Origin of the sequence: Billgrantia campisalis (assembly GCF_022341425.1) — a bacterium.
Lineage (GTDB): Bacteria > Pseudomonadota > Gammaproteobacteria > Pseudomonadales > Halomonadaceae > Halomonas > Halomonas campisalis.
Genome location: NZ_JABFUC010000009.1, coordinates 38,845 through 51,852 on the forward strand (window position 1 = coordinate 38,845; position 13,008 = coordinate 51,852).

Consider the following 13,008-nt stretch of genomic DNA (forward strand, 5'->3'; position numbering starts at 1 on the left):
GTGTGCGCCATGTCCCTGATCCCCAGCAAGCTCTCGCCGCCACCGCTGCCGCCCTGGGTGGTGGCCCGGGAACGCCTCAATGTCCACTTCGTGCTCGACGAGCGGGTGCGCCTGCAGGTGGTGCAAGCCCCGGCGGGCTACGGCAAGAGCACCCTGCTGGCGGAGCGCCTGCCGGCCCTGGAGCAGGACGCGGCCTGGCTGCGCCTGGACGCCCAGGACGATGCCCCGGCGCGCTTCGCCGCCTACTTCCGCGCCGCCCTGGCCGGCCTGCTGCCCGAGGCGGTGCTGGCCGCGCCCCAAGACTCCTTCGGCGATAGCGTGGCCACCTGGCTGGCGGCCCTGCCGGCCAGTCACCCGCCCTGCCGCCTGGTGCTGGACGAGTTCGAGCATATCCGCGCCCCCGAGCTCCTCGAAGGGCTCGGCCTGTGGCTGCGCCACCAGCCCCCCTGGCTGACCCTGAGCCTGATCGGCCGCGTCGCCCCGCCCCTGGGCCTGGCCGCCCTGCGCCTGCGCGGCGAGCTGGAGGAGGTGGATGCCGCCGCCCTCGCCTTCGACCTGGAGGAGGCCCAGACCCTGTGCGCCGAGCAGCTCAGTTTCCCGCCCACCCGGGTCAGCCTGGAGCGCGCCCTGCGGCGCACCGAGGGCTGGGCCATGGCCCTCAACTGGCTGGTGGAGCGCACCACCACCCGGGCCGGCTTCGACGCCCTGGTGGATCGCCTGCAGGGCAGCCACCCGGACTTCGTGGCCTGGTTCGACGACCTGCTGGCGGAGACCCTCGACGAGGCGGATCGCCAGTTGCTGCTGCAGTTGGGGGTCCTGGAGCGCTTCTCGCCGCCGCTGGTGGCGCGCCTGCTGGAGGGGCGCCGCCTGCCCCAGCGCCTCGACGACCTGATCCGCGCCGGCCTGTTTATCCAGCGCCTGACCCCCCACGAGCAGTGGTGCCGCTTCCATCCGCTGTTCGCCGGTTACCTGCACCATCGCCGCCACGAGCTGAGCCTCGACACCCAACGCCAGCTGCACCGCCGCGCCAGCCAGGCCTGGCTGGCCCTGGGCGACCCGGCCCTGGCCCTGGCCCAGGCCATTGAGGCGGAGGAGCCGGGCCCACTGGCCGAGCTGATCGAGGCCCAGGGCCCGACGCTGCTGGCCAATGGTCACTTCGCCCTGCTGGCCCGCGGCCTGGCGACGCTGGGCGATACCCGCCTGGTGACCTCGCCGCGGCTGACCCTGATTCACGGTTGGGTCAGCCATGCCCAGTACCAGTTCGCCCGCACCCGCCAGGCCATCGACTGGATCGAGGCCCAGTTGGAGGCCCCCGAATGGCAGGCCCTGGCCGCCGAGTTCGCCACCCTGCGCGCCCAGCTGGCCATCAACCAGGGCGACGCCGAGCGGGCCGCGCCCCTGGCCGAAGCGGCCCTGGCTCTGCCGGCCCGCTACCTGGCCGCCACCCCGGTCTCGGCAGGGGCGATCCTCGCCGAGTCGCGTTTCGTGCTGGGGCACCTGGAGGAGTCGCTGAGCCGCGTCCAGGAAGTGGAACAGGAGGCCGCCCGCATCCATGACGATCAGTTGCTGCTGTGGGCCCACTGTCACCACTCCGAGACCCTGGTGGCCCAGGGCCGCCTGCAGGCCGCCTACGATGTCCAGGAGCGGGCCCTAGCCCTGGTGGAGCGCGGCAACCTGGAGCGGCAGCCGATCAGCGAGTTCCTCTACCGCATCCGCAGCCAGCTGCTGTGGGAGTGGCACCGCCTGGAGGAGTCGGAGCAGGCGGCGCTGGCGGGTATCGCCGTACTCGACAGCCAGGGCGAGCGCTGGAGCCTGCAATGTCATATCGGCCTGGCCAAGGTGGCCCTCTCCCGGGGCGATCAGGCCCAGGCCGCCGACCATATTCGCCGCCTGCGCAAGGTCCTCGCCGAGGGCGACTACCATATCGACTGGCTGGCCAATGCCCACGCCACCCTGCTCGGCTGGTGGCAGGCCAACGACGACCGCGACGCCGTGGCGCGCTGGCTGCAGGAGGCGCCACCGCCCCAGCCCGAGGCGGCCAGCAACCACTTCGTGCAATGCAATGTGCGCAACCATGCCAGGGCCCTGACCCTGCTGGAACGCTTCGACGAGGCCGAGGCGCTGCTCGACACCCTGGAGGAGCACACCGCCCGCCTCGGCCTGGTCACCGACGCCAACCGCAACCGCCTCTGCCTGGCGGCCCTGGCCTGGCAGCGGGGCCGCCAGGACGCGGCCCTGGCGCACCTGCGCCAGGCTCTGGCGCTGGCCGGTCGCACCGGCCTCACCGGCAGCTTCCTGCGCCTGGGCCGGGCGCTGCCAGAGATGCTCCAGGCACTGCTCGACGCCGGTGGGCTGGAGCGCCTCGACCGGGATCGCGCCGAGCGGCTATTGAGCCTGGCCGGCCGCCAGCGGGAGTTCGGCCAGGCGGTGCGACTGATGCTCGACGACGCCGTGATCGAGGACATCGTCAATCGCCCCGACGTGCCGGAGCTGATCCGCACCTCGCCGCTGACTCGCCGCGAATGGCAGATCCTCGGCCTGATCCATGCCGGCCTCTCCAACGAGCAGATCGCCGAACAGCTCGGCGTGGCCCCCACCACCGTCAAGACCCATATCCGCAGCCTCTACCAGAAGCAGGACATCCGCCGCCGCGAGGAGGCCATCGCCCTGGCCGCCGACCTCCTGGCGCGGATCCAGGGGGAGTAGGCCCCAGGCCGCGGGAGTTCAAGTCTCCCCATCCGCCCCTTGCCTACGCCCCCCGCCTACGCCGTGCGCCCCGGCCCCGGGAGGATCCCCGCCGCCCCGGGCGGGGCCACCATAGCCTTGACCCCTTCTCGATCAACAAGGCTAAGGAATCGACCATGACGACCCAGCTCGGCAAGCAAGGCAGCGACTGGTGGCGCGGGGCGGTGATCTACCAGATTTACCCGCGCAGCTTTCAGGACACCAACGGCGATGGCATCGGCGACCTCAAGGGCGTCATCGAGCGCCTCGACTACATCGCCTCCCTGAATGTCGACGCCATCTGGCTGTCGCCCTTCTTCACCTCGCCGATGAAGGACTTCGGCTACGACATCAGCGACTACCGCGGCGTCGACCCCATGTTCGGCAGCCTCGAGGACTTCGACCGCCTGGTGGAGGCGGCCCATGCCCGGGGCCTGCGCGTCACCATCGACCAGGTGCTCTCCCACACCTCGGACCAGCACCCCTGGTTCGCCGAGAGCCGCGCCAGCCGCGACAATCCCAAGGCCGACTGGTACGTCTGGGCCGACGCCCGGCCCGACGGCGCGCCGCCCACCAACTGGCAGTCGGTGTTCGGCGGCAGCGCCTGGCAGTGGGACACCCGCCGCTGCCAGTACTACCTGCACAACTTCCTGAGCAGCCAGCCGGACCTCAACTTCCGCAACCCGGAGGTGGTGGAGGCGATCCTCGGCGAGGTGCGCTTCTGGCTGGAGCGCGGCGTCGACGGTTTCCGCCTCGACGCGGTGAACTTCTGCACCCATGGCGAGCTCAGGGACAACCCGCCCCGAGAGAGCAGCGCCGAGGGCTTCCTGGGGGTGCGCCCGGACAACCCCTACGGCTTCCAGCTCCATCACCACGACAAGACCCAGCCCGAGAACCTGGCCTTCCTGGAGCGGCTACGCGCCCTGCTCGACGAGTACCCGGGCACCACCAGCGTCGGCGAGGTGGGCGACGACGATTCCCTAGGGGTGATGGCCGAGTACACCCAGGGCGGCAAGCGCCTGCACATGGCCTACTCCTTCGACCTGCTCGGCGAGCGTCACGACCCGGCCTTCCTGCGCGACACCCTCACCGAGATGGAGGCGCGCATCGGCGACGGCTGGCCCTGCTGGGCGCTGGGCAACCACGACGTGACCCGCCTGGCGAGCCGCTGGAACGCCGAGGGGGAGGCGGCGAACCTGCGCCTCTACCTGGCCTTCCTGCTCACCCAGCGCGGCAGCGTCTGCCTCTACCAGGGCGAGGAGTTGGGCCTGCCGGAGGCGGCGCTGACCTTCGAGCAGCTCGTCGACCCCGCCGGCATCACCTTCTGGCCCGCCTACAAGGGCCGCGACGGCTGCCGCACCCCCCTGCCCTGGGCATCCCGGGCCGAGCAGGCCGGCTTCTCCGGCGGCGCGCCCTGGCTGCCGATTCCCGAGGCCCACCGGGCCCTGGCGGTGGATCGCCAGGAGGCGGACCCCGAGGCCCTGCTCCACGCCACCCGCGCCTTGCTGGCTTTCCGCCGCAATCAACCGGCGCTGGTCAAGGGCGAGGTGCGCTATCACCCGATTCGTGACGAGGTGCTCTGCCTGGAACGCCACTACCAGGGCCAGCGTCTGCTGGTGGCCCTCAACTTCAGTGACCAGGCCCGCGAGCTGCCGGCGCCCCGGGCGGCCCAGGCGCTGGACGCCGCTCCCAAGCTGGTCAACGGCACCTGGACCAACGGGCGGCTGCGCCTGCCCCCCTACGGCATCGCCATCGCCAGTTGTTCGACAGAGGAGGATCAGGCATGGGACGTTTGACGCTTAGCGGTATCGGCAAATCCTACGACGGGGTCGAGATCTCCCGGGACATCGACCTGACCATCGGGGATGGCGAGTTCGTGGTCTTCGTCGGCCCCTCCGGCTGCGGCAAGTCGACCCTGCTGCGCATGATCGCCGGGCTCGAGGAGATCACCCAAGGGGAGATGTGCCTGGACGGGGAGCGCATCAACGAGGTGCCGCCCCAGGAGCGGGACATCGGCATGGTCTTCCAGTCCTATGCCCTCTACCCGCATATGACGGTGGCCGAGAACATGGCCTTCGGCCTCAAGCTGGCGCGCACCGACAAGGCGGAGATCCGTCGCCGGGTAGCGCACGCCGCCGAGATGCTGCACCTCACCGAGCTGTTGCAGCGCAAGCCCAAGGACCTCTCCGGGGGCCAGCGCCAGCGGGTGGCCATCGGCCGCACCCTGGTCAAGGAGCCGGCGGTGTTCCTCTTCGACGAGCCCCTCTCCAACCTGGACGCCGCCCTGCGGGTCGATATGCGGGTGCAGATCGCCGAGCTCCACGAGCGCCTGGGCGCCACCATGATCTATGTGACCCACGATCAGGTGGAGGCCATGACGCTCGCCGATCGCATCGTGCTGCTCTCCGGCGGGCGCATCGCCCAGGTGGGGGCGCCGCTCTCCCTCTACCACTTCCCCCGGACCCTGGAGGTGGCGGAGTTCATCGGCTCGCCGCGCATCAATACCCTGCCGGTGACGGTGCTCGACCCGGGCCCGCGCCATACCACGGTGCGCCTGCCCGGCGGCGAGAGCCTGGCGGTGGCGGTGGATGGCAGCGGCCTGAGCGCCGGCGACACCGCCACCCTGGGGGTCCGCGCCGAGGCCTTCGTTGACGAACCCCGGGCCGAGGCCCGCCTGCCGGCCCGCCTGCTGGTGGCCGAGCAGTTGGGCTACGAGACCCTGGCCCACCTGGCAGTGGAAGGCGTCGAGGGCGCCCTGGTGCAGCGCCTGGACGGCCTGACCCACCTGGAACCCCACCAGCCGGTGACCCTGGGCCTGGCCGGGGAGCACTGTCACCTCTTCGACGCCAGCGGTCGCGCCTGCCCGCGCCAGACCACGGTGCCCGGGGTTAGCCACTAACGCCTTACCCCTCGCTCCTTACCCCTTACGCTCCCACGACTAGGCCCCGGCAGGTTGCCGGGGCCTAGTCGTTGATGGCGCGCCCACGAAACAGTTGTCGCTGGCGTGGGCAATCGGGTAGGGTCCGGGGTCGCCCCCGGAGCCCTCCCACACCACCGGGCATACGGTTCCGTACCACGGCGGTTCATGAAGAACGATTGAGCCATCTTACTGTATCGAGTACCGAGGTCAGGCCCCGCTGATCGAACCATTTATTCGGCAGGGCTTGATTCATGTGCGAGGCGCCGGCGTTCCACCAGGGGCCTCGCCCATTTCCCGCTGACTTCCACGCCCGGTATTCGTCCAAACCCAGTGCCAAGAGCTTCCGTCGCCGAGTCCGCGGGCGTTTCCACTGCCGCCAAATCAGACCGCGCAGCCGGCGACGTATCCATCGATCCAACGCTTCCAGCGGGCGTTTCACATCGACGAGACTAAAGTAACTGGCCCAGCCCCGCAGGACGGGGGCCAGCTCTCTGGTGATGCGCCGAATATTGCGCCCCCTGCCGCGCTTGAGAATCTCACGGACACGCTGCATCAGGCGCTGCAGACTGGCCTTGGCCAGCGTCAGTCTTGGCAGCTTGTGCCGCGTCAGCGTGTAGCCCAGATACCCGCGGTTCCAAGGCCGGTCCACCGCACTCTTGTCGCAATTGACCGTCAGCCGGAGCGAGTTCTCGAGAAAGTCACTCAGGCTAGCCATGACACGCTCGCCCGCACGCCGACTTCGCACATAGATCTGTACATCGTCAGCGTAGCGGCAGAAGCGGTGACCGCGTCGTTCCAGTTCCTTGTCCACGTCGTCCAGCAGGATATTCGCCAGCAGCGGACTCAGCGGCCCGCCCTGGGGCGTTCCCTGCCGGCGTGGCGCGGTCAGACCGTCCTGGAACATCCCGGCTTCCAGATAGCGGCGGATCAGGCGCAGTGCCCGCTTGTCGTGGACGCGGCGCGCGACCCGTGCCATCAGCAGGTCATGGTTCACTCGATCGAAGAAGGCTTTCAGGTCGAGGTCGACCACCCAGCGGTGGCCGGCGGTGACGTGAGCCTTCATCGCCGAGACGGCCTGCTGGGCACTGCGTTTCGGGCGATAGCCGTAGCTTGACTCGGAGAAGTCCGGGTCGAAGATCGGCGTCAACACCTGAAGCAGCGCCTGCTGGATCAACCGGTCGGTGACCGTGGGGATGCCGAGCTGCCGCGTCCCGCCCTTGGGCTTGGGAATCTCGACGGCTCGGATTGGGCTGGGGTGGTACTCGCCGGCCAGCAGCCGCTCGCGCAGCGTCGGCCAGTGTTGTTTCAGGTGATCCGCCAATTGTTGCGCCGTCATGCCGTCGGCACCCGGCGCCCCTTTGTTGGCGACCACCCTACGGTAAGCCTGTTCCATGTTGTCGGTGGCGACCACCGCTTCCATGAGCAGGGTTGGCTCCGCTTTCGTCCACGATGACGACGCCGGGACCGTCTCGACGCCCACCGGCCGGAACTCGGGGGGCTGCCCCTGCCCCTCTGGGTGGGTGACGGTATCAGCGCCAGTTTCTGTCTTCATGATCGATCCTCGAGACGTCATCGCCTACTCGCGGTTCTTCATGTTCGGCCCTTGGTGCCGGGGTGAATACGGCACTTACTATGGCCTCTGCTGACGTCTGGTGGCCCATCCCGTCGCCTCTCGACGCCGGTAGCACCGTGGCAGACCACCAGACCTCCCAGGGTAAGACGCGCGACCTTCCCGCTTATGCCTGTCGGATTTACGCCATGGCGTTCCGTGCAAGCACCGGGCTTCGATGATTTCAGCCATCTCACCCCGCCATGTCGCCTCGTATCCGCTTCCTGTTCGTCAGGCCAGCGTTTTGCCTCGGGCTGCCTTCAGATTCCCCCTCGCGGGAAACACCCTTGCCGTCGGCTAGCACTTCCCCTTGCCGGGCGTGCAGGGGACTTTCACCCCCAAGTCATCCCGAGGCACCACCCTCGGGAACAGCGCCAGTCAGGCGCTGCGCGCCATGCCTGGCGCACTAAAAAAGCCGGCGCAGGGCGCCGGCAAACGAGGAAACAGTAGCGCGAGCGGGACGGGGTCGCTTACCACCAGGCCTCGGCCTGGAGGCCGAAGGTGAGGCCGGAGCCGTCGCCATCCTCGATGGCCTCGCTGGCGGCGTTGTAGGCATCGCCGTTCCAGTCCGCATAGGTGACGAAGGCGCGCACCACCGGGCGCACGAAGGCGCCGCGGCCGGCACTCCACTGCTGGGCCAGGGTCAGCTTGGTGAGCCGTTCGCTGTCGCCGTCGCCCTGGGGCGAGACCCGATCATGGCCCAGTTCCAGGGCGGTGCTCTGGTAGTCGGACCAGTAGTAGGTGGGACGCACCCCCGCCGAGACCCAGGTCTGGCCATTGCCGTCATCCAGGTCGCGATCCTCGTAGATCAGCGCGTAGAGCATGTCGAGGTTCGGCGCCAGGCTCACCAGGCCGTGGTTGATCAGCCGCAGCATATCGCCCTCGGGGGCGTCGGAGGCGGAATTGACACGCCCGAAGCCGCCGATCATGCCGTCGGTGGCGTACTGCACCACCGCCTTGTTGAAGCCGCCGAACCAGCCCCCCTGGGTATGCTCGAGGGTCAGCATATGGCCGTCCCGGGACTCCGCCCCGGCGCGCCGCTGCTCGCTGGTCAGCCGCGCCGAGCCGTAGTCGTAGCCCAGCTCCAGGCTGCCGCCGGGATTGGTCTCCAGCCCCGCCAGGCGAATATCGAAGATATCGTTGGCCAGGTTGTTGCGCTCGCCGCCGGGGAAGGCCTCGTCACTGCTGCCGTTGCGCAGCCAGGCCAGGCTCAGCCGCCCTACCCCCAGGTCGATGTTCTCGATACCGCCACCGGGCCCGGAGACATCCCAGTAGTAGTAGTCGTTCATGTGGATATCGTGGCGCTGGTAGAAGCGCTTGCCGGCCCAGACGGTGGCCTCGGGCAGCGACTCGATCACCCCGGTGGCCTGCACATTGGCCTCGCGGAAGGCCAGGTGGGTGTCGTCGTCGTTGACGCTTTCCCAATCGTTGCGCTGCTGGGAGGCGTAGGCCACCCGGCTCTCGAAACGGAAGCGGGTATCCGCCTCCTCGTAGAGGGTGGAGCCGAAGCCGAGCTCGGCGTAGGTGTCGCACTCGTTGCCGAGGCGATACTTGGCACCGGCACCCCGGGCCTGGAAGCAGGCCTGGTCGCCGCCACCAGAGGTGCCGCCGATACCGGAGCGGGCATAGCCACTGAAGTCGAGGGAGGCCGCCTGGGCGGTGCCGGCCAGGCCCAGGGCCACGGCGCTGGCCAGGGCGGTGCGCAGGGGCAGACGGGAGACGTGAGCGATGGGGAGACGTTTCATCCTAACCTCGTTGTTGTTATGGCGAAGAAGTTGCCAGTAGAGAACGGCGACAGCGGTCGCCGAGCCTCGACTATCCCCCAGCGCCGGCGGCTTGCCGTCCTCCTCCCCCGCCCCCCGGGAGGCGGGGGCCGGGGGCGTAGTTCCCCCGCCCCTCCTCCCCCCGGCGTCGCCCATAAAAAACCCGGCCGAAGCCGGGGTCGAAATGGGGTGGGGAGCGCCTAACCCTTGACGCCACCGGCGGTGAGCCCGCCGATGATCCAGCGCTGGCAGATCAGGAACATCAGGGTAATCGGCAGGCCGGAGAGCACCGCCGCGGCGGCGAAGTTGCCCCAGCGCTGGTTATGGTCGGCGAGGTACTGCTGGGCGCCCACCGCCAGGGTCAGCTTGTGCTCGTCGACCAGCAGCACCGAGGCCATGGGGTACTCCATGATGCTCATCACGAAGGCGAGGATAAACACCACCATCAGGATCGGCACCGACAGCGGCAACAGGATGTAGCGGAACGCCTGCCAGGTGCTGGCCCCGTCGACCATGGCGGCTTCCTCGAGCGAGCCGTCGATGGACTCGAAGTAGCCCTTGATGGTCCAGATATGCAGGGCCACGGCGCCCAAAGAGGCGACGATCAGCGAGCCGTGGGTGTTGATGCCGAGCGCCGGCACCAGCTGACCCAGGCGGTCGAAGAGTGCATAGAGGGCCACCAGCGACAGCACCGCCGGGAACATCTGGAAGATCAGCATGCCCTTGAGGATCGGCGCCTTGCCCTTGAAGCGCATGCGCGCGAAGGCGTAGGCACTGGTGGTGGAGAGCAGCACGATCAGCAAGGACGACACCACCGCCACCTTCACCGAGTTCCACAGCCACAGCAGCACCGGGAAGGGCGGCTGGATGACGCTGCCGTCGGCGCGCTCCCAGGGGATGCCGAAGGCCAGCGCCCAGTGCTCCAGGGAGAATCGCTCGGGGATCAGGCTGCCGGTGGCGAAGTTGCCCTCGCGAAAGGAGATCGAGATCACCAGCAGCAGCGGGAAGACGACCAGGCTGACGAGGCCGATCAGCAGCAGGTGGGCGCCCAGCCGGCGGGCGCGGATCGAACGGGGTTGGACCATGGCCATGGCGATAGCTCCTTTGACCGTGTGAATCAGACCTTGACCTTGGAGAGCCGCAGATTGAGCCAGGAGAGGCCCGCGACCAGCAGGAAGATCAGGGTGGCAATGGCCGCCGCCAGGCCGAAGTTCTGGCCGGCATCCTGGAAGGCGATGCGGTAGGTGTAGCTGACCAGCAAGTCGGTGGTGCCCGCCGGGGTGCTGGCGCCGAGGATGTCCGGGTTGCCGCCGGTAAGCAGGGCAATCAGCACGAAGTTATTGAAGTTGAAGGCGAAGGCGGCGATCAGCAGGGGCGTCAGCGGCTTGAGGATCAGCGGCAGGGTGATGCGCCACAGGTTGGTGATGGGGCCACCGCCATCCACCGCCGAGGCTTCAAAGAGGTCGCGGGGAATCGACTGGATCAGCCCCATGCAGAGCAGCAGCATATAGGGGTAGCCGAGCCAAGTATTGACGATCAGCAGCATGGTGCGCGCCAGCCAGGGATCGGTGAACCACTCGGGACGGATGCCAAACAGCGTCTCGAGGATCATGTTCACCTCACCGAAGTGCTGGTTGAACATGCCCTTGAAGATCAGGATCGAGATAAAGGCCGGTACCGCATAGGGCAGGATCAGCAGCGTCCGGTAGATCGCCTTGCCGCGCAGCTGATCCCACTGCAGCAGGGAGGCGAGCACGAAGCCGACGACCAGGGTAAAGAGCACGGTGAGGCCGGCGAAGGCGAAGGTCCAGACGAAGATCTGCAGGAAGGGCCCGCGGATATCGGGGTCGGTTAAGATCTGGGTGTAGTTGTCCAGGCCCACGGCGACGGGCCATCCCGGGGTGATGCGCTCGCCGTCGTCGGTGACGAAGAAGCCGATCTCCGGGTCCGGCGTCAACACCCGGTCGTCGCGGCGATCATAGAGGCTGCCGTCCGCGCGGGCCTCATAGCGGTCGAGGATGGGGGCGAAGTGGCGCAGGCCCGCCATGCGCAGCTCCGGCCCCTCGGGGGCCAGCAGGGTCAGGCCCTGGAGCAGGCCGCGGGCGGCGATCACCTCGCGCATCGGCAGCGGCTCCCCAACGGGGGGCCGGTCCGCCGCCTGCAGGCCCACCCGACGCGGCTCGGGGTTCTCCAGGTTGAGGGGCGCGGTGACGAAGCCCTGGCTCGCCTCGGGGAGGTCATCCTCGGGGGTCAGGTCGCCGCCGTGCAGGTAGAGGCGCACCCGTTCGCCATCGTGATAGAGGGCGAAGTCGAAGGCCGCCCCCTCGGCCTGATAGGTCCGCGAGAGCAACTGGGCGCGCACCCGCTCCTCGCTGAGCAGGTTGCTGGAGCTGTAGTTGCTGAAGCTGATGCCGATGGTATAGAGCAGCGGGAAGATCACGAAGACCCCGAGCCCCGCCACCGCGGGAAAGATGTAACGGTGGCTCATCAGGCTGCGTTTGGTGAAGACCACCGCCAGCGAGCTACCAAGCACCAGGAACAGCAGGGCGAACATCCACTGACCGTTGAGGTGGAAGGCCAGCACCAGCCACATCAGGGCGATGACCAGGGTGGCGATCAGGGCGCGGCCGGCCCAGCGGCCGTAGCGTTCGGTGAGGTGGCGCGAGCGGTGCCGGGGCAGGCCGCGGGAGGCGTTGGTGGTGTACATGGGCATGACCTGTGAAACGAGCCGGCGAGGCCACCGGCGGATCGCCGCCGGCGGCAAGTGGCGTGGGGATGGCGTGCTTACTGGCGCATGCGGCGGGCCGCGGCGTCCAGGGCCTCCTGGGGCGTCTGGCGGCCACTGCCGATGTTCTGCAGCGCCGGCTCCATGGCGGCCCAGAAGGCGCCCATCTCGGGGATATTGGGCATCGGCAGGCCGATCTCGGCATTGGCCAGGGTGGCGGCGATATTGGGGTTCTCCGCCAGCTCCCGCTGATAGGCCATATGGGCCACGGCGCCCAGGGAACCGTCGCTGTTGAAGGTGCGCAGCCCCTCCTCGGAGAGCAGGTAGTTCTCCAGGAACTCGGTGGCCAGGAAGTCGTTGGGGGAGGCGGAGTTGATCATCGCCGACATCACCCCGAACAGCGGCCGGGCGCGCTCGTCACCCACCCGGGGCAACAGGGCTACGCCGAAGTCGATGCCGCTCTGGCGCAGGTTATTCCAGGCCCAGGGACCGCTGATCATGGTGGCCACCTCGCCGCGATTGAAGCGGGTATCCATGACCCCATAGTCGGTGCCCCGGGGCAGCACCCCGCTATCGATAAGCTCGAGGAGCAGCTCGGCCCCCTGGATGGCCCCGGCGTTGTTGACGCCGATATCTTCGACGTCGAAGCCCTCGGCGGTGAGGCGGAAGGGATAGCCGCCGTTGGCGGCCAGCAACGGCCAGCCATAGTAGGGCTCACCGTAGTCGAAGAGGATCGCCTTCTTGCCCTCGGCGGCAAGCTCGGCGTCGAGCGCCATCAGCTCGGCAAAGCTCTCCGGTGGGGTCTCCACCAACGCCTTGTTGTAGATCAGCCCCAGCGACTCCACGGAGATGGGGTAGCCGTAAGTCTCGCCGTTCCACTGGGTGGCCTGCCAGGTGAAGTCGAAGTAGCGTTCGCGGAAGCCGTTGGCGGGGGTGATCGGCGTAAGCAGGCCGCTCTGGGCCCACTCGCCCATACGGTCGTGGGCCCAGATCACGATATCGGGGCCCTGGCCACTGCCGGCGGCCTGTTGGAAACGGTCAGTGAGGTTATCGGGGTGGACGATCTCCACCGCGATACCGGTCTCCTCGGTGAAGCGTTCGGCCACCTGGCGCACCCCCTCGGGGCCCTTGTTGTCGCCCATCCAGATGGTCAGGCGGTCGTCCTGGAAGGCCAGGGCCTGGGCGCTCAGCCCCAGGGTGCCGGCGGCGAGCAGCGGGAGCAGGGTTCGGCGGGTGATGCTCATGGGTGTCATGCCCCTTGGTTGTT

Annotated in this window: 8 protein-coding genes; 3 read left to right on the plus strand and 5 right to left on the minus strand. The window is 68.6% G+C overall.

Annotation, left to right across the window (positions count from 1 at the left end; all coding sequences use genetic code 11):
- The first annotated feature begins 9 nt into the window (after window positions 1-9).
- From malT to ugpC, 3 genes are all read left to right on the plus strand, one after another.
- A complete protein-coding gene (gene malT, locus HOP52_RS12020) occupies window positions 10-2,706 on the plus strand; it encodes an HTH-type transcriptional regulator MalT (RefSeq protein ID WP_238977632.1) in 2,697 nt (898 codons plus the stop codon).
- A 155-nt stretch (window positions 2,707-2,861) separates the two neighbouring features.
- Window positions 2,862-4,520, plus strand: a complete 1,659-nt coding sequence (locus HOP52_RS12025; protein ID WP_238977633.1) for an alpha-amylase family glycosyl hydrolase — start codon at window positions 2,862-2,864, stop codon at window positions 4,518-4,520.
- A complete protein-coding gene (ugpC, locus tag HOP52_RS12030) occupies window positions 4,508-5,623 on the plus strand; it encodes a sn-glycerol-3-phosphate ABC transporter ATP-binding protein UgpC (protein ID WP_238977634.1) in 1,116 nt (371 codons plus the stop codon). Before HOP52_RS12025 ends, ugpC begins: the two co-directional genes overlap by 13 nt.
- A gap of 184 nt (window positions 5,624-5,807) precedes the next feature.
- On the opposite strand, the gene ltrA is transcribed toward ugpC, so the two are convergent.
- The 5 genes from ltrA to malE all read right to left on the minus strand — a co-directional run bounded on the left by ltrA (window position 5,808) and on the right by malE (window position 12,985).
- Complete coding sequence (gene ltrA / locus HOP52_RS12035) at window positions 5,808-7,196, minus strand: group II intron reverse transcriptase/maturase (protein ID WP_238977635.1); 1,389 nt, start codon at window positions 7,194-7,196, stop codon at window positions 5,808-5,810.
- 527 nt (window positions 7,197-7,723) lie between these two features.
- Window positions 7,724-8,998 carry a maltoporin gene (locus HOP52_RS12040; protein WP_238977636.1) on the minus strand — a complete coding sequence of 425 codons (1,275 nt, stop codon included), beginning with the start codon at window positions 8,996-8,998 and terminating at the stop codon, window positions 7,724-7,726.
- Between the two features lie 218 nt (window positions 8,999-9,216).
- A complete protein-coding gene (malG, locus tag HOP52_RS12045) occupies window positions 9,217-10,107 on the minus strand; it encodes a maltose ABC transporter permease MalG (RefSeq protein ID WP_238977637.1) in 891 nt (296 codons plus the stop codon).
- A gap of 26 nt (window positions 10,108-10,133) precedes the next feature.
- A complete protein-coding gene (gene malF, locus HOP52_RS12050) occupies window positions 10,134-11,723 on the minus strand; it encodes a maltose ABC transporter permease MalF (protein ID WP_238977638.1) in 1,590 nt (529 codons plus the stop codon).
- Between the two features lie 77 nt (window positions 11,724-11,800).
- Window positions 11,801-12,985, minus strand: a complete 1,185-nt coding sequence (gene malE, locus HOP52_RS12055) for a maltose/maltodextrin ABC transporter substrate-binding protein MalE (RefSeq protein ID WP_238977639.1) — start codon at window positions 12,983-12,985, stop codon at window positions 11,801-11,803.
- Between the last annotated feature and the right edge of the window lie 23 nt (window positions 12,986-13,008).